18 protein-coding genes are annotated in these 24,939 nt (G+C 64.6%); 6 read left to right on the forward strand and 12 right to left on the reverse strand.

The genetic code is table 11. The features are described 5' to 3' along the window. Positions 1–151: 151 nt before the first annotated feature. The 4 genes from ABWP92_RS07625 to ABWP92_RS07640 form a co-directional block, all read right to left on the reverse strand. On the reverse strand, positions 152–2,662 hold the full coding sequence (locus tag ABWP92_RS07625; protein WP_353234774.1) for a DEAD/DEAH box helicase: 2,511 nt from the start codon (positions 2,660–2,662) through the stop codon (positions 152–154). Between the two features lie 142 nt (positions 2,663–2,804). Then, the gene (locus ABWP92_RS07630) at positions 2,805–3,056 is read right to left on the reverse strand and encodes a GlsB/YeaQ/YmgE family stress response membrane protein (RefSeq protein WP_353234790.1); all 252 of its coding nucleotides are present in this window, start codon (positions 3,054–3,056) and stop codon (positions 2,805–2,807) included. Positions 3,057–3,430: 374 nt separating this feature from the next. Then, positions 3,431–3,958 carry a C40 family peptidase gene (locus tag ABWP92_RS07635; RefSeq protein ID WP_353234791.1) on the reverse strand — a complete coding sequence of 176 codons (528 nt, stop codon included), beginning with the start codon at positions 3,956–3,958 and terminating at the stop codon, positions 3,431–3,433. Between the two features lie 368 nt (positions 3,959–4,326). Next, a complete protein-coding gene (locus ABWP92_RS07640; protein WP_353234775.1) occupies positions 4,327–4,767 on the reverse strand; it encodes a CopD family copper resistance protein in 441 nt (146 codons plus the stop codon). Positions 4,768–5,009: 242 nt separating this feature from the next. On the opposite strand from ABWP92_RS07640, the gene ABWP92_RS07645 reads away from it, so the two are divergent. Both ABWP92_RS07645 and ABWP92_RS07650 read left to right on the forward strand, forming a co-directional pair. Continuing rightward, the gene (locus ABWP92_RS07645) at positions 5,010–5,612 is read left to right on the forward strand and encodes an isochorismatase family protein (RefSeq protein WP_353234776.1); all 603 of its coding nucleotides are present in this window, start codon (positions 5,010–5,012) and stop codon (positions 5,610–5,612) included. Positions 5,613–5,910: 298 nt separating this feature from the next. After that, entirely contained in the window at positions 5,911–7,803 is a 1,893-nt protein-coding gene (locus ABWP92_RS07650; RefSeq protein ID WP_353234777.1) for a propionate--CoA ligase, read from the forward strand. 50 nt (positions 7,804–7,853) lie between these two features. Here the strand turns inward: ABWP92_RS07650 and ABWP92_RS07655 are convergent, their stop codons facing one another. The 4 genes from ABWP92_RS07655 to ABWP92_RS07670 all read right to left on the reverse strand — a co-directional run bounded on the left by ABWP92_RS07655 (position 7,854) and on the right by ABWP92_RS07670 (position 14,879). Continuing rightward, entirely contained in the window at positions 7,854–11,726 is a 3,873-nt protein-coding gene (locus ABWP92_RS07655; RefSeq protein ID WP_353234778.1) for a sensor domain-containing protein, read from the reverse strand. A 171-nt stretch (positions 11,727–11,897) separates the two neighbouring features. Continuing rightward, complete coding sequence (locus tag ABWP92_RS07660; RefSeq protein ID WP_353234779.1) at positions 11,898–12,806, reverse strand: DMT family transporter; 909 nt, start codon at positions 12,804–12,806, stop codon at positions 11,898–11,900. Next, positions 12,803–13,330 carry a methylated-DNA--[protein]-cysteine S-methyltransferase gene (locus tag ABWP92_RS07665; RefSeq protein ID WP_353234780.1) on the reverse strand — a complete coding sequence of 176 codons (528 nt, stop codon included), beginning with the start codon at positions 13,328–13,330 and terminating at the stop codon, positions 12,803–12,805. Before ABWP92_RS07665 ends, ABWP92_RS07660 begins: the two co-directional genes overlap by 4 nt. A 31-nt stretch (positions 13,331–13,361) precedes the next feature. Then, complete coding sequence (locus ABWP92_RS07670; protein WP_353234781.1) at positions 13,362–14,879, reverse strand: DNA-3-methyladenine glycosylase 2 family protein; 1,518 nt, start codon at positions 14,877–14,879, stop codon at positions 13,362–13,364. A 147-nt stretch (positions 14,880–15,026) separates the two neighbouring features. Here ABWP92_RS07670 and ABWP92_RS07675 point away from each other — a divergent pair, with 147 nt between their 5' ends. The 3 genes from ABWP92_RS07675 (at position 15,027) to ABWP92_RS07685 (ending at position 20,744) form a co-directional block, all read left to right on the forward strand. Next, a complete protein-coding gene (locus tag ABWP92_RS07675; protein ID WP_353234782.1) occupies positions 15,027–16,415 on the forward strand; it encodes a phosphomannomutase/phosphoglucomutase in 1,389 nt (462 codons plus the stop codon). A 73-nt stretch (positions 16,416–16,488) separates the two neighbouring features. Beyond that, the gene (locus tag ABWP92_RS07680; protein WP_353234783.1) at positions 16,489–17,817 is read left to right on the forward strand and encodes a 3-deoxy-D-manno-octulosonic acid transferase; all 1,329 of its coding nucleotides are present in this window, start codon (positions 16,489–16,491) and stop codon (positions 17,815–17,817) included. Positions 17,818–18,026: 209 nt separating this feature from the next. Then, positions 18,027–20,744, forward strand: a complete 2,718-nt coding sequence (locus ABWP92_RS07685; protein ID WP_353234784.1) for a bifunctional acetate--CoA ligase family protein/GNAT family N-acetyltransferase — start codon at positions 18,027–18,029, stop codon at positions 20,742–20,744. A 14-nt stretch (positions 20,745–20,758) separates the two neighbouring features. On the opposite strand, the gene ABWP92_RS07690 is transcribed toward ABWP92_RS07685, so the two are convergent. The 4 genes from ABWP92_RS07690 to ABWP92_RS07705 all read right to left on the reverse strand — a co-directional run bounded on the left by ABWP92_RS07690 (position 20,759) and on the right by ABWP92_RS07705 (position 24,047). Beyond that, positions 20,759–22,150, reverse strand: a complete 1,392-nt coding sequence (locus ABWP92_RS07690; protein WP_353234785.1) for a TolC family outer membrane protein — start codon at positions 22,148–22,150, stop codon at positions 20,759–20,761. Positions 22,151–22,267: 117 nt separating this feature from the next. Further along, entirely contained in the window at positions 22,268–22,609 is a 342-nt protein-coding gene (locus ABWP92_RS07695; RefSeq protein WP_353234786.1) for a rhodanese-like domain-containing protein, read from the reverse strand. A gap of 30 nt (positions 22,610–22,639) precedes the next feature. Next, a complete protein-coding gene (locus ABWP92_RS07700; protein WP_353234787.1) occupies positions 22,640–23,350 on the reverse strand; it encodes a protein-L-isoaspartate O-methyltransferase family protein in 711 nt (236 codons plus the stop codon). A gap of 46 nt (positions 23,351–23,396) precedes the next feature. Then, positions 23,397–24,047, reverse strand: a complete 651-nt coding sequence (locus ABWP92_RS07705; protein WP_353234788.1) for a TetR/AcrR family transcriptional regulator — start codon at positions 24,045–24,047, stop codon at positions 23,397–23,399. Between the two features lie 123 nt (positions 24,048–24,170). Between ABWP92_RS07705 and msrA the strand changes: the two genes are divergently transcribed. Beyond that, a complete protein-coding gene (msrA, locus tag ABWP92_RS07710) occupies positions 24,171–24,716 on the forward strand; it encodes a peptide-methionine (S)-S-oxide reductase MsrA (protein WP_353234789.1) in 546 nt (181 codons plus the stop codon). The last annotated feature ends 223 nt before the right edge of the window (positions 24,717–24,939 follow it).

Genomic DNA, 24,939 nt, shown 5'->3' on the forward strand with positions numbered 1-24,939 from the left:
CCCGAGGGGGCGCTTTTTGTCTTGGGGCGGCCCGGCGACAAAAAAGGCCTCCACGCTTCCCCGCTGCGCGTGGTTCGCTGCCCCCCGAGGTGTGCTTTTTGTCTTGAGGCGGCCTGGCAACAAAAAAGATGCAGGAAGCACGCATGCCGCATCAGAGCCGGCCGCGCCGCCCGGTGCCGCCCCAGCGCCTGGTGTCAGCGCTGAAGATTTCCAGCGGGTTGTTGGCGGGTTCGCTCAAGGGGGCGAGCAGTCCCGCCAGTTCCTCGGAGCTGAACTTGATTGCCCCGGACGCGTCGCTGCCCAGCACTTCCTGCGCGAGCAGTTGTTTGCGGTCCTGCAATTCCAGCATGCGTTCTTCGATACTGCCTTGCACCACCAGACGGTAGACGAACACGGGTTGCGTCTGGCCGATGCGGTGCGCCCGTGCCGTGGCCTGCTCCTGCACGGCGGGATTCCACCACGGGTCGAGATGGATCACCGTGTCGGCCGCGGTGAGGTTCAGGCCGGTGCCGCCTGCCTTGAGGCTTGCGAGCAGTATCGGCGGCGCATCATTGCCAGCCTTCTGAAAGCAGGCAACGATGCGTTCGCGTTCACCGGGTGGAGTCCGGCCGGTCAGCATCAAATGCGGCAGCCCGCGCGCATCCAGCATGGCGGATACCAGCCGCAGCATGGATGTGAACTGCGAGAACACCAGGACGCGGCGGCCGTCCTCCACCAGTTCGGGGAGCATGCGTTCGAGGTGTTCGAGCTTTGCACGCTCGGTGTCCGGGTGAACACTCGTTCCCTTGATCAAACGTGGATCGCAACACACCTGCCGCAGCTTGAGCAGCGCATCCAGGATGGCGATCTGCGCGGCGTTGCCCCAGTCCTGCTGGCGCAGCACGCGGCGTACTTCCTTGTCGCAAGCCGTGCGCACGGCCTCGTAGAGTTCGCGCTGGCGTCCTTGCAGTTGCACGCGCACGATCATGTCGGAGCGTGGCGGAAGCTCCTTGGCGACGTCGCTCTTGCGCCGCCGCAGGATGAAGGGCGCGACGCGCCGGGCCAGCAGTTCGGCCCGCAGGGTCTCGCCGTTTTCCTCTATGGGCTTGCGCCAGCGGCGGGCGAACGTGTGCGGGTCGCCGAGGAATCCGGGCATCAGGAAGTCGAACTGCGCCCACAGCTCGCCCAGGTGGTTTTCCATGGGCGTTCCGGTCAGGCACAGCAAATGCGGCGCGCGGATGCGGCGCAGCGCCCTGGCGGTGCGGCTGCCGGCGTTCTTGACCATCTGGGCCTCGTCCAGGATCAACAGGTGCCAGGCTCTGGCGGCCAGCGCATCGACGTCCCGCCAGACCAGCGGATACGTGGTGAGCACAAGGTCGTGCTCGGCGGAAGCGAGCAGTTTCTCGCGCCGGTCCGGCCCGCTCAACTCCAGCAGGCGAAGGCCGGGGGCAACGCTGCGTGCTTCAGCGATCCAGTTGAACACCAGGGAGGTTGGCATCACCACCAGGGCCGGATGCGTGAGCCGTCCGGCCTGCTTTTCGACAAGAATGTGCGCCAGCGCCTGCGCGGTCTTTCCTAGCCCCATTTCATCAGCGAGAATGCCGCCCAGATGGTTGGCGCGCAGATATTGAAGCCAGGACAGGCCTTCGAGCTGATAGCCGCGCAGCGTGATGCCAAGCCCTGGCGGCGGGGAAATACGCCGCGGCGTGCCCTGACGGTCCAGCCTGGCGCACAGCAGCCTGAGCCCGGAGTCGCCCTGAAGCTGCCACTGATTGTCCGGCGCTACCCGGCTGGTCTGGAGCAGGGCCGTGCGCAGCGCCTCGATCCGCCGCACATCCCAATCGGGGACGATGAGCGGTTCTCCATCGCCGCGCTGCTTGCGCGCGGGATCGGTGATCAGATCGACCATGGTGCGCAAAATGGCCTTGAGCGGCCCCGCTGGCGCGTCGATAGGCCGCCCGCCCGGCGCACGCAGGCGGACCGATGCGCCGTCGTCGAGGCTGTCGATGTATTGGGCGTCGAGCCATCGCGCGTCGCGTGCCATCAGGTGGGCGAGCAGCGGCACCAGATCCAGTGTCTCGCCGTCGATCTCCATGCCCAGGCTGATCAGCCATGCGCCTTCGCGCCGCGCCAGCCCCAGCGCCTGGACAGGCTCCTGCTTCGCGGAAAAATCCCCCGCAACGCGCCTGGCCAGCACCTCGCCGTCGACGTGGCTGAGCAGCAGGCTCCAGCGCTGCACGGCCACGCTCTCATGGGCAAAACCGGGGCGGACCTGGATCTCCCAGCCTTCGGCGCGCAACCGCGGGAGCACGTCGGACCAGAAATCGCCGAACATCGTTTCCTGGGGCAAGGTCCAGAGCGGCCCCGGTTCGAGGGCCGCGTCCGGATGGCGCCATTGAAGCCGTCCCGCGTCCACGGGAATCAGTCCGAGCGACCAGACGCGATCCATGGCATCCAGCTCGGCCGGGATATCGCGTTCGATGATGGTGGCGCCATCTTCGGACACATGCTGGCGCGCGGGCCGTGGCTGGAGCACCGAGGTCGGCGCGGGGGTGCTCCACGGCGTCGTGCCATGGCCCGGATACATCCAGTCGATCAGCGCGAATGAGACCGCATCGCCGCGCGGCCCCATCTTTCCCTGCGCGCGCATGCCGAGCAGCCCCTCGCCGCGCCCCAGCGTCATGAGCGTGATGCGAGGGTGGAAGCGGGATGCTCTGGAAGTGGCGGAGGAGGGAGAGGAGGCGGTCACACCCCGAAGGATAACGGCTGACGCGCCGGCGCACCCGTCGGGGAGAAGGCGCGCTGAAGGCGCACCCGTGGGCGGATCAGGCCTTGCGGCGGATCAGCCCATACAAGGCCAGCAGCACGATCGCGCCGATGACGGACGCAATCCAGCCGGCTGCCTCTCCCTGCTGATACCAATGCATGGCTATGCCGACGTAGGTGGCGAGAAAGGAGCCCGCCACACCCAGCAGGCAGGTCATGATCCAGCCGAGCTTGTCATCGCCCGGCTTGATTGCGCGTGCGATCAAGCCAACGACCAGACCCACAAACAAAGTACCCAGAATGCTCATCATGACGTCCACAACTTTCGAGAGTTTGAAATGCAAATACATCCATGGCTGGTGGCGATCGCCATTCATCGCTGCCGCCGTGCCAGAGAATGGGGGGCCACTTTAGCCCAGGGAAAGTGCGTTTGCTTGTCAGCCAATGCTGGTGAAATGTCTCGTGTGTGCGCCGTACTCGAAGATGCGGCACTGGAGTTGAAACATGTTTGCAATTGAGGCCGGGAAATACCGCTCATCCACGGGGATGAAAGAGGAGCGAGCGGGCCATTTCATCTGCACAGCCCTGAAAAACAAAAGCCCGTGTTTTCTGTCACACGGGCTTGATGGCGCTGGCTGCGAAGGCCAGCCTGCTGTGCCTGTATCTGGGAGGCTACCGCATGCGTCTACTCATCGGCCACGCGGCGGGCGCCATTGAAACGGCGCTGCCAGTAGGAAGCACTCATATCCTCGACCCGCACCGATGCGCCGGAGCGCGGTGCGTGGATGAATTTGCCGTCACCCAGATAGATTCCGACGTGGCTGAAAGCGCGGCGCATGGTGTTGAAGAACACCAGATCGCCAGGGCGCAGATCCTTCTTGTCGATGACTTCCGTGGCGGCCGCCTGTTCCTTGGCGACACGGGGCAGCATCATGCCCTTTGCCTGTTCGTATATCTTGCGGACAAAACCGCTGCAATCGAAACCCGTTTCCGCGCTGCTTCCGCCGCGACGATAAGGCACGCCGATGAAACCCATGGCGGTGGAGACAAGTTCGGTCGTTCTGTCCGCCATGTCGTGGCGGACATCCTGAAGCTGAGAAATCAGGCCACGCTCGGCCAGAATTCGCTCCATGTCATCAGCGGTGGAGTTCGTCGGTGCTGCGAAGGAAGCATTCGCACACGCAAGTAACAGTAAGCAAAACCAACGGGACATGGGCGGCAAGAGTATCACGACTTGCTTCTATAGCTACCCATAAAATTGTAAAACGCCCTTGAACGCCGCTGAAAGTGCCATTTATTTGACATATCGTTACCTGGCGCCCTAATCTCTACACGGATGCTGCAATGCGTTACTGAGAGTCAGCATCTCGAATTGACGAGAAAGAATTCCTCTTTACGAGCGGAAGATGTGGGCTGATCAAGGATTCATGTATCGATTTGTGTGAAGAATACCCCGCGCAAATCACGAATATCCGTATCTTTGGAGGGCCTGCAAAACCCTCGCCCGTGGGATGAACGTGGATCCCGCCCGAGACCGCATTCAGGCGGCGGCGGGGAGTCTTGCAGACTCTCCCTTGGGGTTTATCCGGCGTGAAACATCCACTTGGCGAGAATCACGATGGCCAGCATGTGGCAAAACACGCTGATATGGATGATCCGCGAGCCCCTTGAGCGAAGCTTCCCTTTGCGCATCAGCGTGACGGCAACCAGGAAGTGGCAAAGCACGCTGAACGCCAGGACGATCTTGATCCAAAGCATGATGCCGAATTTGCTGCCCGACGGGTTCGCAAGCACCGGGAGATAAGCCAGCCAGACCATCCCGATGCCCGCGCCGAACAGCGTGGCCAGCACCCAGGGCATGATTTTCCTGGCGCGTTCGCCGATGGCCCCCTCGATCTGCCGCATTCCTTCGCGGGACACCTTGGATCGGATGGGCTCGAGCATCAAGACCTCGAAGAACACGACGCCAATGAAGAAAATGGCGGCGAACAGATGAATGGTGAGCAGGATGGGATAGGCCATGGGGGTGTGATCTTCTGTGCGGCAAACGCAGCACGGCTGCACGCCGGCTGAGTGGATACGGCCCCATGTTCGCGCCGATGTTAGCCGTCAAACAATAATGTGGATCAATTTTGCCGTGCGCATTCGAAGCCGGCGCCCGTCCGTCGCCGCAGCGCCCACAGTGCCATTGGCAGGCCGGGCTCTTGATCCTGCGACAATTCCGGCTTTGAATCGCCTGCTGTTTGCAAGAAAGAACAATCTCCATGCTGATCGATGAGACTGAATCCCAATTGGTTCTGGTGGATTACCAGGAACGCCTGATGCCGGCGATCTTCGAAGGCTCGATGGTCGTGGAAAACGCGCGCCGCCTGGCCAGGGTGGCGCAGATGATCGACGCGCCGGTCTGGGGCACGGAGCAGAATCCGTCACGGCTCGGCGCAAACGATGCGCAGTTGCGCGAACTGTGCCGCAAGACACTTTCGAAAATGCACTTCAGCGCCATGGAGGAGGGCCTGGGCGAATGGCTGCGTCCACCCGCAAAGCCGCAGGGCGGCAATGCCCGCAGCCTTCCCAAGCATCTGCAGAAGCCGCAGCAGCAGGCGCCCGAACGCAACAGCATCGTGATTGCCGGCTGCGAGGCGCATGTCTGCCTGCTGCAGACCGCGCTTGACCTGCTCGATGATGAGTTCGACGTCTGGGTGGTGACGGACGCCTGCAGTTCGCGCACGGAGCGCAACCGCGATGCCGCGTTCGACCGTCTTGCCGGCGCTGGCGCGGAACTGGTGACGACCGAGATGGTGGTGTTTGAATGGCTGCGCACATGCGAGCACCCGGATTTCAAGGACATGCTCGCGCTGGTCAAGTAAGAGCCATTGCACGCTCCATTCGCATTGATGAAATGGCCTGGGCGTTCGCTGCGGCAGCGGGCGGTATCAGGTTGATTTTTATCAACCACTGTTAATTGCCGGTAACCCCCATCTCGATAAGCGCCAGGGATGCCTTCACAATCCCTTCATACATTAATAGTCAAGGGCCCGGCATCTGACGCGAAGCGCCTCATGGAGGCGTCAGTTTGGCGAAAACTCACTTACCCATAATTTGTCCAACGGTGGCGTATTCACTTCTACGAACAAAACTGTTGGTCATATAAAGGAGACTATTCGCATGGTGAGTTTTTCCGATTTTTATCGTCGCTCCATCGAGGATCGTGATGCCTTCTGGTCCGAGCAGGCCGGAAGCATCGAGTGGCAGGCCAGGCCGCAGCAGATCTGTGACTATGGCAATCCGCCATTCGCGCGCTGGTTCGTGGGCGGCGCGACGAATATCTGCCACAACGCCGTGGACCGCCACCTTGCGGATCGCGCGCAGCAGAATGCGCTGATCGCGATCTCGACGGAAACCAATACCGAGCGCGCCTACAGCTACGTCGAACTGCATGCTGAAGTGCAGCGCATGGCGGCCTGCCTGCTCGAACTGGGTGTCAAGCAGGGCGATCGCGTGCTGATCTACATGCCCATGATTGCCGAAGCCGCGTTCGCCATGCTGGCTTGCACGCGCATCGGCGCCATCCATTCGGTCGTATTCGGCGGCTTTGCGTCGTCCTCGCTCGCCTCGCGCATCGAGGATTCCGAGCCCACCGTCATCGTGTCGGCCGACGCGGGCTCGCGCGGCGGCAAGGTCGTCGCATACAAGCCGTTGCTCGATGAAGCCATCGAACTGTCCGCCCACAAGCCGCAGGCCGTGTTGGTCATCGACCGGGGGCTTGCTCCGGCAGCCATGCGCGCGGGCCGGGACCACGATTGGGCGGCGCTGCGCAGTCTGCACATAGACACCAAGGTGCCATGCGTCTGGCTCGAATCCACGCACCCGAGCTACACGCTCTATACCAGCGGGACCACGGGAAAGCCCAAGGGCGTGCAGCGAGACACGGGCGGATACGCCGTGGCGCTGGCGTCCAGCATGCAGCACATTTTCGATGCCAAGGCCGGAGATACCTATTTCTGCACCAGCGACATCGGCTGGGTGGTCGGGCATAGCTACATCATCTATGGACCGCTGCTCGCCGGCATGGCGACCGTGATGTACGAGGGCCTGCCGATCCGTCCCGATGCCGGTATCTGGTGGAGCATCGTCGAGAAATACAAGGTCACGCACATGTTCTCCGCGCCCACGGCGGTGCGCGTGCTCAAGAAGCAGGACCCCGAGTACCTCAAGCGCTACGACATTTCCAGCCTGCGCGGCCTCTGGCTGGCCGGCGAGCCGCTCGACGAACCCACGGCGCAGTGGATCAGCGATGCGCTGCAGGTGCCCATCATCGACAACTACTGGCAGACCGAAACCGGCTGGCCGATTCTCACGCTGTGCAACGGCGTGGAAAAGCAGACCTCGCGCTTCGGCAGCCCCGGCAAGGCTGTGTACGGCTACAACGTCAAGCTGATCGACGAGAGCAACGGGCAGGAACTCACGCAGCCCAACCAGAAGGGAGTTCTCGCCATCGAAGGCCCGCTGCCCCCGGGCTGCCTGCAGACCGTCTGGCGCAACGACGAGCGGTTTGTGAATACTTATTGGAAGAGCATTCCGAACAACCTGATCTACAGCACCTTCGACTGGGGCATACGCGACAAGGACGGCTACTACTTCATTCTGGGCCGCACGGATGACGTGATCAATGTCGCGGGCCACCGGCTCGGAACCCGCGAGATCGAGGAATGCATCTCCGGCAATGCCAACATCGCCGAAGTGGCGGTGGTCGGCGTGGCGGACAACCTCAAGGGCCAGGTGGCGCTGGCTTTTGCCGTGGTCCGCGATGCGTCGAGCATCACTGACGACGCGGGCCGCCTCAAGTATGAGGGCGAGATCATGAAACACGTCGACAGCCAGCTTGGAGCCGTGGCGCGTCCGGCGCGCGTTTATTTCGTGAATGCGCTTCCCAAGACGCGCAGCGGCAAGCTGCTGCGCCGCACGTTGCAGGCGATCGCCGAGAAGCGCGATCCCGGTGATGTGACGACGATGGAAGATCCAGCAGCCCTGCAGCAGATCAGGGAGCTGCTGGGCTGAGTACAGCTTTATGGCTGCTATCGCGGTTGGAGCGGCGGTAGCAGTCTTTTTTACACCAAGGGTGCGGTATCTGGCAAATTCCGCGCCGAATCCATCCAGGATCGAGGGGCTCGCCATTGAGCCACCCATACGGCGAAATGCTCCGCGGGCATGGGTGCCGAGACGCCGTGCCCCTGAGCGACCAGGCAGCCCATGCGCATCAGGAGCAGCCCTTGCTCCGTTGTCTCCACGCCTTCGGCGACGATGCGGTAGCCAAACGATTGGGCCAGCCCGATCACGCCCTGCACGATGGCCTGATCAGTGGGGTCCTGCATCATTCCAAGCACATAGCTCTGGTCGAGCTTGAGCTGATCGATGGGCAGGCGGCGCAGATAGGCCAGCGAGGAATATCCCGTGCCGAAGTCGTCCAGCGACACCGACACGCCGATGTCCCGCAACTGCGTGAGTTCGCGCGCTACATAGTTCATGTCATACAGCGCGGCGTTTTCCGTGATTTCCAGATCGAGCTGGCTCGGCCTCACGGTCGGATATTTCTCCAGGTTGGCCAGCACCCAGTCGGCAAAGCCGTGATGGCGCAGTTGTTCCGCGTCGATATTGATGCTGAGCTGTATGTTCAGGCCATGGTGGCGCAGCGCGACAATCTGCGCGAGCGCGGACTCCATCACCCATTCGGAGAACCTCGAGAGCATGTCGGTGCCGTCGATCGCGTGCAGGAAGGCGCCGGGCAGCAGCACGCCCCTGCGTGGATGGACCCAGCGCACCAGCGCTTCGGCGCCGACGACCGTGCCGGTCCGCATGTTGACCTTGGGCTGCAGATAGAGCGAGAGTTCGCCGTTGTTCATTGCGGTGTCGAACTGGGAGCGCAGCTCGATCAGGTTCTGGCGGGCCGTCTCCTGTACCGAGTCGAAGGCGCGCAGGCGATTGCCGCCGGCCTGCTTGGCGACATACATCGCCTGGTCCGCGTGGCGCAAAAGCGTGTCGGTGTCGGCGGAGTCCTCGGGAAAAAGCGTATAGCCGACACTCGCCGTGACTTCGACGCGTTCTCCATTGAGGTCATACGGTACGCCCACGGCCTCCATCAGGGCACGCAGGCGGCGCTCGCAGCTCTCGCGGCCGGTCAGGTCGTTCAGCAGCACGGCGAACTCGTCACCGGACAGGCGCGCCACGCAGTCGGTCGGCCGCAGCGCCCGTTGAAGGCGGGCGGCGACCAGTACCAGCAACTGATCGCCAATGCTGTGGCCGAGCTGGTCGTTGATGGCCTTGAGCGAGTCCAGGTCAAGATAGGCCAGCGCAAGATGGGCATGGATCTTCCGGCCCGCATTCTCGATCGCCTCGCGCAAAACCCGGACCAGCATCACCCGGTTGGGCAGGCCGGTCAGCGCGTCGTAGTGCGCCATGCGGTGCAGAAGCTCCTGCTGCTCGTGCTGGAGTGTCACGTCTATCGCCACGCCGAGCATGCGCAGCGGCTTGCCGTCCGCATCGAACGACACCACCTTGCCCACGTTGCGCAACCAGCGCGTTGGCGCCTTGGGGCGCGTGATGTGCCAGATGCAGTCGAAGGGGGCGGCGGTGTTCATCAGGTGCAGCTTCAACGCTTTCTCTGTGAGCTGGATCTGCTCCTCACTCATGTGTTCCTGCCATGGCAGGTCCCGCTCCACGCCTTCGCGGGGAGCGGCGCGCCCCTGCATCGCATGCCAGCGGGCGTCGCCGCGTACTTTCCCTGTCTGCAGGTTCCAGTCCCAAAGACCGATGGCGGCGGCGGAGATGGTCAGCGAGAGCAGTTCCTCGCGCTCGCGCACCATGCGCTCCTGGCGCTTGCGCTCCGTGATGTCGAGCACCGAAAGCAGCCAGCAGGCGCGCCCCTCGATTTCAATGGGGCTCATCGATTGCAGCACGGTGAGCACCTTGCCGGCGCGGGTGCGCAGTTCGTTCTCGTGGCCCACCAGTTGCCCGGCCATGCGCGCTTCGCGCACGAGTTGCTCGCGTGTCTGCGCGGCGTAGATGTTCAGGTCGACCAGCGAATGTCCTAGGCACTCATCCCTGGAATAGCCCAGCATTTGCTCCCAAGCGGGATTGACGTCCACGAATCCGCCGGTTTCCTGGTCTATGAACGAAAGGGGCAGCGGCAGCATCTGAAAGATGTGCTCGAGCCGGGCCTCGTAGGCCTGCATCCGCTCCGAAGTCCGGCGCAGCTTGTCGATGTCCTGAACGACGCCGCGCACGTTGACCAGCTTTTCGTCCTCGAAAAGGGCTTCGTTGCGCGCGCGCACCCACACGCGGCGGCCATCCGTGCGGATGATCTCGAACTCCATGTCCCAGAATATGTCGCTGTGGCTGCCGATCCTGCACAGCGCCTTGACGCGCGGCTGCCATTCGGGGGCCACGAAACGTTCGATGTAATTGCCGGGGGCGGGGGTCCCCACGGGGACGCCATGAATCTCGCAGGTAACGTCGGACCAGTAGGTGAGGCCTTTGTCGGGTACGCCTTCCCAATACCCCAGGCGGGCAAGGCGGCTTGCCTGCTGCAGCAACTGGTTGGAGGCGCGCAGGCTGTCCTGTATCGCCCTGGTCTGCGTCATGTCGTGAAAGACGAAAACCATGCACATTTCACCGGCGATCTGCGTCCTGCGCGCCGAAAGCAGGCCCGGAATCTGGCGGCCGCGGTGCGAGACCACCATCGGCATGCCGTTCAGATATTCATCCTCGTCGAGCGCCTGCATGTAGCGGCTGCGATCGGCAGGATCCACGGCCAGCCCGAACTCGCCGGGGATCTTGCCGACGATGTCCGATGCCGGCATCTCCAGCAGGCGGCTGAAGGCAGGATTGACATCCATGTACCGCCCATTGTCGAGGCAGACGATGCCCGCCGGGTCGGGCAGCGTCTGATAGAAGCTCGTGTACTTCACCTCGGAAAGCCGGGCGGCTTCCTCCATCAGGTGATGCTCGGTGATGTCCAGCAACATGCCCGACATGCGCAGCGTGCGCCCGTGCGGGGCCTGTTCCACGGCGCTGCCCCGGGCTACCAGCCAGCGCCATTGGCCGCGCACGTCGCGCATGCGGAACTGGATGTGCAGGCGCACCGCGGCGCCCTCGATCACCTGACTGAGCTGCGGCTGCAGCCGCAGCAGGTCCTGAGGATCGATGCAGGAGCGCAGGATGGCAAGCCTCTTGCGGCTGCGCCGCAGGCTGAGCGAGGAGGGCTTGTCGCCTTCAAAGCCGTCGGTCAATCCAAAGTCCGCATAGAACGAGCCCTGGAAAGAGAACTGCTGAAGGCGCGCATCCCATTCCCAGCGGCCGCCGCCGGACGCCTTGAGCGCCTCCACCAGTTCCCTTTCGCGCAGACTCAGCATCTGCAGCGCGCGTGCGCGGCTGAAAAGCAGCCCGGCGCTCGCGCAGAGCACCGATACGCCAATGACGTAACGCCATGGGATTCTCTCCAGCGGATTGGCGAGCGCCCCGTTTCTGACCGGCTCCAGAATGTTCCAGGGATAGGCCGCGAGCGGGACCAGCACCACCAGGCCTGCCAGCAACACCCAGAAGCTGATGCGGCCGCTGCGCCGCGCAAGCCACATGAGGCTGCCGATGCACCATAGGACAGCGGTGGGGGCGACGCCTTCGAGCAGGCTGTCGCCGCCCACGTGCAGTACCTGTGCGAACAGCGGAAAGACGGCGGACACCGCGCCTGTGAGCGGGCCGAACAGAAAGCTGGCCGAAACCAGGATGCCTGAATGAACGAGGGAAGGGCCGCCCGCATGGCCGCGGTAATGCAGCACAGTCACGATGACAGCGGCGAAACCGCTGATCAAACCAATCCACATCTGCTCCTGGCGGTCGGGCCTGAGCAGCGTGGATGCAGGCACAAGCGCCGCGCCGACGATCAATGACACCAGAATCAACCCCGTGACGAAGAATTCGTTGGTCATAGGCCAGGCACCAGACCGCTGCAAGGCGATGGTTGGTTAAAGACTATTTGATAACTAATTTAAGTTATTCAATGCTATTACACAATATGAAATATGCGCATGGGTAAATATAAATGCTGCAAATGATCGAGTGCCGGTATTTGCGACATCAGGGAAAACACCGGCAGCGCATCATCGGCGCGGCCTGAGCAGGCCGGTCGACAGCATGGTGCCGCACACGATGATTACCGCGCAGCCCAGCATCCACGGCGTGACGGCCTCGCGTAGAAAGAGGCTCCCGTACAGCACCGCGAAGGCCGGTGCGAGAAATGTCACCGCAACCGCCTGGCTCGGCCCGGCGTGGGCGATCAGGCGGAAATACAGGATATAGGCAATGCCGGTGCAGAGAACCGCGATGGCCGCCACCGCGCCCCAGGCGCGTGCGCTGGGCATCCGGTCGGGCCAGTTCAGGATGGTGGGAATGCACAGGCACAGCGAAGCGCCGATCAGGCTTCCCGTGGCGGAGGCAAGCGGGGGAACGTCCAGCATATAGCGCTTGGCGTAATTGGCCGCGATGGCATAGCACATCGAGGCGCACAGGCAGGCTGCGATCGCATATGCGGCATCGCCGTGTCTGGCGCCCGCGCCGCCCGGCGCTCGCCAGGCGAGCAGCGCGACACCGACAAACCCCACCGCAAGCCCGATCCAGCGCAGGCGCTGTATGCGTTCGCCAAGCCAGATCCAGGCCACCAGCGCGCCGAAAAGAGGGACCGTCGCATTCAGGATGGAGGTCAGGCCGGTGGTGATGTGCATCACGGCCCAGGCGAACAGCGCGAATGGAATCGCGGAATTGATGACGCCCGCGAGCAATACGCGCTTCCAGTGCTTCTTCAGGGCCGGCCACTCGCCCCTGTGGACCATCGCCGGAAACAGTATCAGCGCGGCCAGTGCGACGCGCACGCCAGCGGTGGGAAACGGGCCGAATTCCTCGGCTCCCATGCGCATGAACAGAAACGATGCGCCCCAGATGGCGGAAAGCAGCAGGAATTCGGGCACCCAGGATCGCTGGGCATGGGCTCCCGCGGGCGCGCAGGTGGTCATATTGTCGTGTGTTCTTTGGTGTTTTGGCGCTCGAGCCGCAGCAAGGCGACCTTGCGCTCGAGCCCGCCAGCATACCCTGTCAGGGAGCCGTCGCCGCCGAGAACCCGATGACACGGCACAACGATGCTGACGGGATTGCGCCCCACGGCCGCGCCCACTGCCCTGGCCGCCTGCGGCTTGCCGATGGAGCGGGACAGCGCGGCGTATGTGGTGGTGGCGCCGCAGGGAATCGTCAGCAGTTCGCGCCATACGGATTGCTGGAACGGCGTGCCGCCCGACAGGTCCAGCGGCAGCTCGAATCCGGTGCGTTTCCCGTCCAGGAAATCCAATACCTGGCGGCGCGCTGCCCGCAAGACGGGATGTCCATCGTCGATGGCCCAGGCGCCGGACGCCAGTTGGACGGGAAAGTGCCGCTGGTTTTCAAACCACAGTCCTGTCAGTCCACTGCCGGACGCAGCCGCCAGCATGGGGCCAAGCGGCGTATCAAAGCGCATATGGACGATGGGGGCGGTAAAGCGTGTCATATTGAATCTCCCAAAAAGCATGAGCGGCTGGTCAGCGGCGCGCGAGACCGGCCCAGGTCCGCATGACGGCGTAACTGCGCCAGGGACTCCAGGCTTGCGAGGCCTCGAGCGCCTGCCTGGCGGCGGCGCTGCCGCGCGCGATGCCCAGCGCCGATTGCAATGCGATGTCGCCTGCGGGAAACGCATCGGGCCAGCGCAATGCGCGCATGGCGATGTATTGCGCGGTCCAGTCACCAATGCCGGGAAGCGACCGCAGCGCCGCCATGGTGGCTTGCGGATCATCGCCCGGGGCGAGTTGGAGGTTCCCCTCGATCAGCATTCGTGCCAGGGCCTGGATGGCTTTCTGGCGCTGGCGCACGATGCCGATGGCGCCCAGGTCGTCACCATCGGCCCGAGCCAGGGCGAGCGGCGTGGGAAACAGCCGTGCCAAGCCGGGCCACGGGGTGGCTGCGGGCTCGCCAAAGCGCTGCGCCAGCCGATGCGCGAGCGTGCGTGCGGCGGCCACGGTGATCTGCTGGCCGAGCACCGCGCGCACCGCCAACTCGAAGCCATCGGCCGCGCCCGGCACGCGCATGCCGTCCGCATCGTCGAAGCAGGGCCGCAGTGCGGCATCGATCACCGCCATGTCCGCATCCAGGTCGAACATGGCGCGCACGCGAGCGATCAGCGCCGGCAGTACGCCGAGCAGGCCATCGCTCACCGTGAGTTCCAGTTGCGAAGTCTGCATGTTGAAGCGCACGTCCATCCAGCCGCTGGCGTCATGCCGGCCATCCTGCATGCGCAGCGTCCGGCGCAGGCCGGGCAGGCCGGCCGAGGGGGCTGGCTCCACCTGTTCGACACCGGTGATTTCACGTGTTTTCAGGAAACCCAGCATGGCCTGGATGTTGTAGGGAGGCCGCCAGCCCAGGCGGATCACGCGTGATCGCCCCGGCGGCGCGGATCCTTGATCCGCGCTCTTTCCGCGCAACTGTGATGGATTGAGCAGGTAATGGCGCTTGAACGCCGAGTTGAAGCCGCGCACGCTCTTGAAGCCGCTCGCCAGCGCGATCTGCGTGACCGGCAGCGCCGTATCGGCCAGCAATTGCTTGGCGGCCAGCAGGCGGCGGGTCTGCAGGTACTGCAGGGGTGAAATTCCCAGGCCCGCAACCAGTATCCGGCGCAGATGCCTGTCGGTGATGCCCAGGCGCTGCGCGAGCCGCTCGATGAGCGCGCCGCTTTCCGCCTCCGCCCAGTTCTCGGGCGCATCCAGAAAACGCAGCGCCTGCCGCAGCAGGATGCCGCTTGCGTCCTGGCTGGACCAGTTGAGCGCCTGCGGCGCGAGCTCCGGCCTGCAGCGCAGGCAGGGACGGAATCCGGCGTTCTCGGCCTGCGCCGCCAGGTCGAAGAAACGGCAGTTTTCCCGTTTGGGAGTGCGCACGGCGCACACCGGCCTGCAGTAGATTCCGGTGCTGGTCACGCCGGTGAAGAACAGGCCGTCGAAACGGGCGTCCCTGGATTTCAGCGCGAGGTAGCGGGCGTCGTCGGCCTCGTCGTGTGCTGTCTGGGTCATGCTCACATGATAGACAGGGGCGGCGAAAAGACCGGCAATTTCCGGACATGATCTTTCCAGCCGCTGCGTGCGAAAGCCGCCAGCCCGGACGGGCCTGCCGGCGCGCCTACAATCACAGCCGTTTTCCAACTTTCTACAGGTTGCCTCGTGCCATTTTCGCCAGCCATCTTCAAAGCCTATGACATTCGCGGCATCGTGCCGAGCACGTTGAACGAAGACGTGGCCCGCAATCTGGGCAGGGCCTTCGGCATGGCCGCCAGGGCCAAGGGGCAGGGCGTGGTGGCGGTGGGCCGCGATGGCCGGCTCTCGGGGCCGGCGCTCTCGCAGGCGTTGATGGCGGGGCTGGTCGAGGTGGGCATCGAGGTGATCGACGTCGGCATGGTCACCACGCCCATGCTTTACTTCGCCGCGGCCACGTTGTGCCAGAGCGGCATCCAGGTGACGGGCAGCCACAACCCCAAGGATTACAACGGCTTCAAGATGGTGCTGGCGGGCAAGGCGATCCATGGCGATGAAATCCAGGACCTGCGCCGCGCGATGGATGAACAGGCATGGACGGCCGCGCCCGGCGGCGGCATCCGCCGCGCGGATGTGCTTGAAGACTACACCCGCCGCATCGTTGGCGACGTGAAGCTGGCCCGGCCGATGAAGATCGTGGTCGATTCGGGCAACGGCGTCGCCGGTGCTTCGGCGCCAGGCATCTTCCGCGCGCTGGGTTGCGAGGTGATCGAACTGTTCTCCGAGGTGGACGGCAATTTCCCGAACCATCACCCGGATCCGAGCAAGCCCGACAATTTGAAGGACGTGATCGCCGCGCTGGGCGGCAGCGACGCCGAACTGGGGCTGGCCTTCGACGGCGATGGCGACCGCCTGGGCATCGTGACGAAGGACGGCCAGAACATCTTCCCGGACCGCCAGATGATGCTGTTCGCCCAGGACGTGCTCTCGCGCGTGCCGGGCGCGCCCATTCTGTTCGACGTGAAGTGCACGCAGCGCCTGGCTCCGGCCATCGAGGCCGCGGGCGGCAGGCCGGTGATGTACAAGACCGGCCACTCGCTGATCAAGGCACGCATGAAGGAGCTCGATGCGCCTCTGGGCGGCGAGATGAGCGGCCACATCTTCTTCAAGGAACGCTGGTTCGGCTTTGACGACGGCACCTACGCGGGTTGCCGCCTGCTGGAAATCCTCAGCCGCAGCGGCGACCCCAGCTCCGTGCTCAATGCCCTGCCGGCAAGCCATTCCACGCCCGAGTTGAACGTGGCCTGCGAGGAGGGCGAGCCGCATCGCCTGACGGCGCAATTGCAGGCGCTGGCGCAGGAGACATTTTCCGAGCCCGCGCGGATCAGCACCATCGACGGGCTGCGCGTGGACTGGCCCGACGGTTTTGGCTTGATCCGCGCCAGCAACACGACGCCCGTGCTGGTCCTGCGCTTCGAGGGGCACTCGCAGGAGGCGATGCACCGCATCGAGGCCGCCATGCTTGGGCTGCTCGAACGCGTCAAGCCGGGCGCGCAGGTCGGCGGCGCGGCGCATTGATCCGGGCAGGCATGGTGTTCACGTCGGTATTGAAACCACCGGGCGGCAACGCGGAATCCGGGCGGATCGACAGGTGCTAGGCCTTTATTCACTGGCCATCCAGCTCGCCACGCCGCTCCTGCGGCGCAAGCTGAGGCGGCGCGCCCGCTCCGAGCCCGGCTACGCGCAGGCCGTGCCCGAGCGGTTCGGGTTCTATGAATCGACGCCCCGGCCCGGGGACGGAGCATCGCCGCTCATCTGGATCCACGCGGTTTCGCTGGGGGAAACACGCGCCGCCGCGATCTTGCTCAAGGAGTTGCGCCAGCTGATTCCAGGGATGCGGCTGGTGCTCACCAACGGCACGGCCACCGGCCGCGAAGAGGGCCGGAAGCTGCTGGGCGAGGGCGATGCGCAGGTCTGGCAGCCCTGGGATTCGCCGCAGGCCGTGGGCAGGTTCCTGGACCACTTCATGCCTGACGCGGGTGTGCTGATGGAGACCGAAATCTGGCCCAACCTGGTCGCCGGCTGCAAGGCGCGGGACATTCCACTGGCGCTTGCCAACGCGCGCATGAACGAGAAATCCTGGCGCGGCGCCAAGCGCTGGTCATGGCTCGCGCGGCCCGCTTACCAGGGCCTTTCGGCCGCCTGGGCGCAGACCGATGCCGACGCCCGACGTCTGGCCGATGCGGGCGCGCCGGTGCGCGGCGCGTTCGGCAACCTCAAGTTCGACAGCGTACCGGATGCTCCGCTGCTCGCGCGTGGCCGGGCATGGCGCGCGCGGGCCGATCGCCCCGTGGTGCTGTTCGCCAGCAGCCGCGAAGGCGAGGAAGCCGCATGGCTGGATGCGTGGCTGCGCCAGCGTGACGCCATGAGCGCCCGTGGCCAGCGGGTGCAGTGGCTGCTGGTGCCACGCCATCCGCAGCGCTTTGACGAGGTGATCGCGCTGTGCGCCCAGGCCGGCCTGGGCGTCTCGCGCCGCAGCCAGTGGCTGGACGGCGGCCCGCAGCCTGCGGACGTCTGGCTGGGCGACACCATGGGCGAGATGGCTCAGTACTACGGCCTGTCGCACGCAGCCATGCTGGGCGGCAGCTTCGAGCCGCTGGGCGGCCAGAACCTGATAGAGGCGCTGTCGTGCGACTGCCCCGTCGTCATGGGGCCGCACACCTTCAATTTCGCCGAAGCGGCGGAGCTTGCCGCCGATGCGGGCGTCGCGCTGCGCGTCGCGGACATGCAAGAAGGCGTGCAGGAAGCCGTGCGCCTGGTCAACGAGCCGGAACGGCTGGCGGATCTGACGTCGCGCTGCCATGCGTTCACGACGGCGCATCGCGGCGCGGCGCATTCGACCGCGCTGGCCGTGGCGCGGCTGTTGCCGCAGGTGTCGCAGCCGGTATCGCCGCCAGTATTGCCGCGGGGGCGGGCGTAGTGAGCATGCCCGCGGACGCATGGTCCGATGGGAGTCAGGCGTGGGTAACCGCGTTGATAGCCTTGCATCATGACTAACATCAAGTCATATTGCGTTTTGCATCATGTCCACTATCCAAGTAACGGACAATCAAGCTCATTCCTGAATCGCCGGAATCATTCTTGACTTTTCCCTGGCGGATGGCTCTGGCAGCAATTGGTGATCTCTCCATGTTGGACAAGCACTATCTCACGCCTTTGTTCGCTCCCGCCTCGGTCGTGGTTCTGGCGGGCCCCAATGACAAGCCGCAATCGCTTTCCCCGCTCGCACGCCATGTGCAGGAAGCGCTCGGGGAGCAGAAATTCACCGGCAGCCTCACGTTCATGGATATCCACACCAGCGGCACGCTGGCCGATCTGGCTCAGGCGCGTGCCGATCTGGCGGTGATTGCGCTGCCGCCCGACGAGGTCGCAGCCGCCATGGAGGTGGCAGGACGCATGAACTGCCGCGCGGCTGTCGTGGTGTCCACCGGCATGAGCCAGCAGCAGGCGTCCGAGCTCAAGCGCATCGCCAAGCGCGAAGGCATGTTTCTGCTGGGGCCGAATTCGCTGGGCATACAGCGGCCGTCGCTGCAGTTCAACGCCAGCGCGATCGGCCCGCTTGCCAGCGAAGGATCGCTCGGCCTGATCTGCCAGTCGGGCGCGCTCGCGGCTTCGATCCTGGACTGGGCACGCAGCAACGCAGTGGGCTTCTCCAGCGTGGTGTCGCTGGGCGCGCATACCGACCTGGGCATCGCGGCGGTGCTCGATTTCCTGGCGCATGACCCGCGCACGCAGAGCATCGTGGTCTACATGGAAGGGATCCAGAACGCCCGCAGCTTCATGAGCGCGCTGCGCACGGCGGCCAACGCCAAGCCGGTCATCGTGCTCAAATCCGGCCGCAAACCGGCGGGCAACGCCGCCGCGCTCACGCACAGCGGCGCGATCGTCGGCAGCGACGAGGTGTTCGACGCGGCGCTGCGCCGCGCTGGCGCGGTCAGGGTGCGCACTTTCGTGGAACTGTTCTCGGCGGCCAAATGCCTTGCGTCGCGCTACCGCGCGGTCGGCCAGCGGCTGGCCGTCATCACCAACGGCGGCGGCCCCGGCGTGCTGGCGGCCGACTGGATCAACGAGCGCGGCCTGACGCTTGGCCGCATGTCCGCCGACAAGGCCGCCGAGCTGGCCGCGCAATTGCCGCCGCTGGCCTCGCTGACCGAGCTGATCGACCTGTCCGAGGAGGCCGGACCGGAGCACTACCGCCTCGCGCTCGATGCGGCCAACAAGGACAAGCAGATCGACGGCGTGCTCGCCATCTTCTCTCCCAAGCCAGGCCGTGATGCCACCGCCGTCGCGCAGGCGCTCTCTGACGCCAAGCGCGGCATGAGCAAGCCGCTGCTCACCAGCTGGCTTGGCGATACGCTGGTGCTTCCCGCGCGCCAGACGCTGCGCAAGGCGCAGATTCCCAGCTTCCGCACGCCCGAGGCGGCGGTGGGCGCGTTCAACAACATCTCCACCTTCTATCGCAATCAGCAGTTGCTGCAGCAGACGCCGCCGTCGCTGAGCGCGCTGGCCAAGCCGGACATCGAGGGCGCGCGCCTGGTGATCGAGAGCGTGCTGGCCGAACGCAGGCAGGTGCTGACCGAGATGGAGTCCAAGTCGCTGCTGGCAGCGTTCCACATTCCCGTGACCCGCACGCTGCAGGCGCGCAGCGCGCATGAAGCGATGATGATCGCGACGCAGCTTGGCTATCCGGTGGCGCTCAAGATCGACTCGCCGGACATCAGCCACAAGTCCGACGTCGGCGGCGTGGCGCTCAACGTACATACCGGAACGGCGGTGCGCGACGCCTACACCGACATGGTGCAGCGCGTAGCGGGGCTGATGCCCAACGCGCGCATTCATGGCGTGACCGTGCAGAACATGGCGCGCAGCCGGCGCGGGCGCGAGATCTGCATCGGCATGGTCAGCGACGAGTATTTCGGCCCGACCATCACGTTCGGCGCGGGCGGCACCATGGTCGAGTTGATGGAGGATGGTTCGATGGAACTGCCGCCGCTCAACCAATTCCTCGCCCGCAGCCTGATCGAGCGCTCACGCGTGGCCGAGACGCTGGGCGAATGGCGCGGGGCCGCTCCGGTGGATTTCGAGGCCCTGGAGCAGGTGCTGCTGCGTATCTCCGAGATGGCCTGCGCGCTGCCGCAACTGCGCGAGATGGACATCAACCCGCTGATCGTCGATGCCAGCGGCGTGGTGGCGGTGGATGCCCGTATCGTCGTGGGCGAGGCCGCGCACGGCGCGACGGGGGCCATCGTTTCAGGATCGGGCGGCGCCGACTCGAGCTATGCGCACCTGGCCATCATGCCGTACCCGGCCCGCTACGAGCAGATATGGCCGATGCGCGGCGGCGGCGAATACCACGTTCGCCCGATCCGCCCGGACGATGCGCAGATGCTGCAGAAGCTGGTGCGCGAGCTGTCTTCCGAGAGCCGCTATTTCCGCTTCGTGTCGCAATTGGCCGAGCTGCCCGGCTCGATGCTCGCGCGCTTCACGCTGATCGACTATGACCGCGAAATGGCGCTTGTGGCCGTGCAGCGTGAAAACTCGGTGGATGCCAAGGGCCATGCCGTCGAAATCGAGCGCATCGTCGGCGTGTCCCGGTACGTCACCAATCCGGACCACACCAGCTGCGAATTCGCGTTGCTGGTGGCCGATGACTTCGCCGGGCGGGGCCTGGGCTCGCGCCTGATGCTGGCGATCATGGAGGTCGCGCGGGATCGCGGGCTCTCCGAGATCCAGGGACTGGTTCTTGCCAACAACCCCAACATGCTCAAGCTGATGCGTCGGCTTGGTTTTGAAGTCAAGGCGTTTCCCGACGATCCGGAATTCCGCCTGGTCGTGCACCAGCTCTGAGCGGCGGGGCCGCTTCAGCGGCTTTTGCTCGCCTGGTCGGGCGTCCCCGTGGCCAGCAGGCCATCCACTCTGGCGATGTCCTCGTCGCCCAGAACGCCCGCCGCCTGACGCAGCTTGAGCTCGCCCATCAGCACGTCATACCGCGCTTTGGCCAGTTGGCGCTGGGTTTGATAGAGCTGGCTTTGCGCGTTGAGGATGTCGATGTTCACCCGCACGCCGACCTGATAGCCCAGCAGGTTGGCTTCGAGCGCGCTCCGGCTGGAAGCGACGGCGGCTTCGAGCGCCTTCACCTGGCTCATTCCAGACTGCACGCCGAGATAGGCCGTGCGCGCTGCCTGCGCCACGGTGCGGCGGGCGTTGTCCAGGTCGGCCTGCGCCTTTTCTTCCAGCGACAAGGTTTCCTTCACGCGGTTCTGGATGGCGAAGCCCGCGAACAGCGGCATGTTGAGCGCGACGCCCACGCTCGCACTGGTGGCATGCGAGTGCACGAATGGCTGAGACACCAGCCCGTTGGGATTGCGCTGCATGCCGTAGCTCGCCTGCAGGTCCACGGTCGGCAGGTGGCCTGCCTCGGCCTTCCGGGTTTCCAGCCGTGCGATATCCAGCGCGATCCGCGCCTGGCGCACCACGGGCTGGGTGTTTTCCGCCGTGTCCGCCCATTGGTTGATGTCCATGGGCTCCACCGCGGGCAGGCGCACCGGCTGCGCGAGCGGCATGGGTGACACGCCGGAGCGGCCGATGATCTGGTCGAGCGCGAGCTTCCTGACCTGAAGCTCGTTGCCTGCCGCTATTTCCTGCGCATCGGCAAGATCGAGGCGGGCCTGCGCTTCGCGGGAGTCGGTGATGGTGGCGTTGCCAAGCTCGAAGTTGCTCCTGGCGGCGGCATACTGTTCGGAAATCGCCTTTTTCTGAGCCAGCACGACCTCCAGTGCATCCTGCGCCGCAAGCACGTCGAAATAGGCCTGGCTCACACGCACGAGCAGATCCTGATCGGCCGCGTCGAGCTGCGCCTGCGCGATCTCTATGCCGCGCTGTCCCTGCTCGAAGGCAATGCGGTTGGCCGGCCGGTACAGCGGCTGGCTCGCCACCAGCGCGGCCTGCTGGGTCGGCGCGTGCAGATCGAAGCTCGGTGCGAGCGGGGTGGGATTCTTCACCCGGTATTCGGTGCGTGCGTAGCTCACGCCCGCCTGCGCGGCCACGCTGGGCAGCAGCCCCGCGCGCGCCTGTTCTCCGCGGCTGACCGTGGCATCGTATTGCGCCCTGGCAGCCTGCCAGGGGGCATCGAAACCGCGGGCCTGCTCGAGCAGTTCGAGCAAACTCTGCGCCTGGGCGTTGCCGAAGACACCCGCGCCCAGAAGGGCAGCCAGGGAAAGGCTGCGTGCAAGTGTTGTCGGCGATGGCTTCATGATGTCCTTCCAGGGGGCGCGGCTGCGGTTGGACGGCTGAGAGGAAAAAGCGCTGCCGCCGTCGCCGGATCGCCGACGGTTGAAAAATCTGCGAGGCTGCTCGCGGGAGCTGGCTGCTCAATAGCGGGGAACGGCCGGGTCCAGTTCCGCGGACCAGGCGTCGATGCCGCCGGTGATGTTGGCAACGCTCTCGAAGCCCTGGCTTTCGAGAAAGCCCGCCACTCGCAGGCTGCGCATGCCGTGATGGCACAGGCAGGCGATGGGCCGGGCCGGGTCCAGCTCGGCAAGGCGCTGCGGGATCTCTCCCATCGGAATGGCGACGAGCTCGAAGTCGGCTGGCGCGATGCTTGCCGTCTGCTGCTCCCATTTCTCACGCACGTCCAGCACCAGCGGGCGTATGCCGTCAGTCGCACCGGCAATCCATTCGGCAAGCTGCTTGGGGCTGATGTGGGTGATCATGCTGGTTCCTGAAATAGGGATCGGGTGTTCTCAGAATTTGAACGGCGACGGTTCAGCGAAATTCAGCAGGCGTGGAACGATGGCGTCCCATGGCTGGGTGGTCTTGAAACCGTTGCCGCTGCGGGTCACGACCGTGGCGCGCATCACCGGCTCCTGGCCCACGACGGCGACGAAACGGCCGCCTTCCGTGAGCAGCGACAGCAGGCCCTGCGGAATCTCCGCGACCGAGCCGCTAAGGATGACCACGTCGAAGGGGCCGTCGGCGGACAGGTTGCGCGAGCCGTCGCCCAGGCGGACTTCCACGTTCGAGATACCGGCGCCGAGCAGGTTGTCCTTGGCGAAGTCGACCAGCTCGGCATTGATTTCGAGCGAGATGACCTGCGCGGCGCTGCGGCCGAGCAGTGCGGCCATGTAGCCGGAGCCCGTGCCGATTTCCAGGACGCGGTCCGTCGGCTTGACCTCGGCGTCCTGCAGCAGGCGCGCCTCCACGCGAGGGGCCAGCATGACCTGCCCGGTGCGCTCGGCTTCTTCCACCGAGGCGTTGAGCGGGATTTCAATGTCCATGAACGCCATGGAGCGGTACGCCGCGGGAACGAATTCCTCGCGGCGGACCTGCGTCAGCAATTCGAGCACGTCCTCGTCGAGCAGACGCCATGGGCGAATCTGCTGCTCAATCATGTTGAAGCGAGCCTGTTCCACAAGGTTGTTGGTGTCGGCGGACGTGTTCAAAGGCATGTTCATGGGGTACTCCGGATGCGGACTCTGGTATCAGACAAAACCTCTGATTCTAGGCCGCTCGCGGGCGCAGGCCAGCCAGCAGGTTATCCGCGTGCATTTTCAGATACTTATGGGGATCGAAATTGTCTGGATTCACGACACAGATCACCCTGGACGAATTCATCAGATCGAGCTGCATCAACGGCGCCTGCACCAGATAGATGGCGTACTCGAGGTCGATGTCACGGAATTCACCCGACTCGATGCCGCGCCGGAAGATCCGCCGGATCAGCTCCTGCCCGGGCAATACGACCTCGGTGCGGTAGAACTGCGCGATCTCGGGGAAGTTATTGGCCTCGGACACCATCAGCTTGCCCAGCCCGTTGGCCTTGGTCGAGCCGATGCGCTCCCACCAGGCGCTGAAGGCGTATTCGATCATCTCGCTGCAGGTGCCGGTGAAGCTGGCGAGCGTCTGTTCCCATTCACCGAAACGCCCGGAAATGTTCTCGCGCACCACGGCCTTGAAGAGCTCTTCCTTGCTCGGAAAATAGAGAAACAGCGTTCCCTTGGAGACACCGGCGCGCGCCGCGACTTCTTCCACGCGCGTCGCCGCATAGCCTTTCTCCACGAACAGATCCAGCGCCGCCTCCAGCAACTCGCCCGGACGCGCTTGCTTGCGGCGTCCGCGCTTGACGGGTGGCTGTGGCGGAATGGAGGACATGGGCGATTGGCGAAAGCTTATTAATGACTGATCGGTTAGTAATATAACAACCCCATTGAACCGAGTCAATTGCGGCGCCTTGATAATGAATACGACGAAGCATGGCAGGAAAGGAGCGCGGACTTGGGCAAGCACGAAACAATCACTCTTGGAGGCGGCTGCTTCTGGTGCACGGAGGCCGTGTTCGACCGCGTGCGCGGCGTGATCGCCGTCGAAAGCGGATATGCCAATGGGCATGTGGACCATCCCAGCTACAAGGCTGTCTGCGGCGGCGATACGGGCCATGCGGAGGTGCTGAAGGTCGAGTTCGATCCCGAGGTGATCAGCCTGCGGCAATTGCTGGAAATCTTCTTTGCCACGCATGATCCGACCACGCTCAACCGGCAGGGCAATGATGTCGGCACCCAGTACCGCAGCGCGATCTACTATGAAACCGATGCGCAAAAGCATGTGATCCACGACCTGCTGCGCGAGATGGGGCAGGACAAGCTGTTCGGCGCGCCGATCGTGACCGAGGTCGAGCCGCTGCGCAGTTACTGGCCCGCGGAGGATTACCATCAGGACTATTTCCTGAACAATCCCCATCAGGGCTATTGCGCCTTTGTGGTCGGCCCCAAGGTCGATAAGTTCCGCAAGACTTTTGCGGAGTTCCTGAAGCCCGGCGCCTGATTTTCGGGCTATGCTAGCCAGTTGGCGTTCACGTGTTGCGGCGGCTGGACGCCTGTTGGCTTTTTCTCCATGAATCCCACGCTTTCGTCACTGCGACAAAGACTGCTCATGGGCTGGCTGGTGCTGGCCCTGGTGCTGTCTCCTGCGCTCGGGCTGGTGCACCAGGTGGTGCACGGCCCGGGTCTGCCGCTGCATGGGATTCAACATGCCGATGCCGATGCCG

This window comes from Diaphorobacter ruginosibacter (genome assembly GCF_040396215.1).
GTDB classification, from domain to species: Bacteria; Pseudomonadota; Gammaproteobacteria; order Burkholderiales; family Burkholderiaceae_C; genus Diaphorobacter_A; species Diaphorobacter_A ruginosibacter_A.

Bases quoted from the DNA above. Each gene is read 5' to 3' on its own strand.
- ABWP92_RS07670 (WP_353234781.1), bottom strand. From the start codon at position 14,879: ATGACCCAGACAGCACACGACGAGGCCGACGACGCCCGCTACCTCGCG.
- ABWP92_RS07630 (WP_353234790.1), bottom strand. From the start codon at position 3,056: ATGATGAGCATTCTGGGTACTTTGTTTGTGGGTCTGGTCGTTGGCTTG.
- ABWP92_RS07650 (WP_353234777.1), top strand. From the start codon at position 5,911: ATGGTGAGTTTTTCCGATTTTTATCGTCGCTCCATCGAGGATCGTGAT.
- ABWP92_RS07640 (WP_353234775.1), bottom strand. From the start codon at position 4,767: ATGGCCTATCCCATCCTGCTCACCATTCATCTGTTCGCCGCCATTTTC.
- ABWP92_RS07690 (WP_353234785.1), bottom strand. From the start codon at position 22,150: ATGAAGCCATCGCCGACAACACTTGCACGCAGCCTTTCCCTGGCTGCC.
- ABWP92_RS07685 (WP_353234784.1), top strand. From the start codon at position 18,027: ATGTTGGACAAGCACTATCTCACGCCTTTGTTCGCTCCCGCCTCGGTC.
- ABWP92_RS07705 (WP_353234788.1), bottom strand. From the start codon at position 24,047: ATGTCCTCCATTCCGCCACAGCCACCCGTCAAGCGCGGACGCCGCAAG.
- ABWP92_RS07700 (WP_353234787.1), bottom strand. From the start codon at position 23,350: ATGAACATGCCTTTGAACACGTCCGCCGACACCAACAACCTTGTGGAA.
- ABWP92_RS07660 (WP_353234779.1), bottom strand. From the start codon at position 12,806: ATGACCACCTGCGCGCCCGCGGGAGCCCATGCCCAGCGATCCTGGGTG.
- ABWP92_RS07625 (WP_353234774.1), bottom strand. From the start codon at position 2,662: ATGACGCTGGGGCGCGGCGAGGGGCTGCTCGGCATGCGCGCGCAGGGA.
- ABWP92_RS07645 (WP_353234776.1), top strand. From the start codon at position 5,010: ATGCTGATCGATGAGACTGAATCCCAATTGGTTCTGGTGGATTACCAG.
- ABWP92_RS07635 (WP_353234791.1), bottom strand. From the start codon at position 3,958: ATGTCCCGTTGGTTTTGCTTACTGTTACTTGCGTGTGCGAATGCTTCC.
- ABWP92_RS07695 (WP_353234786.1), bottom strand. From the start codon at position 22,609: ATGATCACCCACATCAGCCCCAAGCAGCTTGCCGAATGGATTGCCGGT.
- ABWP92_RS07655 (WP_353234778.1), bottom strand. From the start codon at position 11,726: ATGACCAACGAATTCTTCGTCACGGGGTTGATTCTGGTGTCATTGATC.
- ABWP92_RS07665 (WP_353234780.1), bottom strand. From the start codon at position 13,330: ATGACACGCTTTACCGCCCCCATCGTCCATATGCGCTTTGATACGCCG.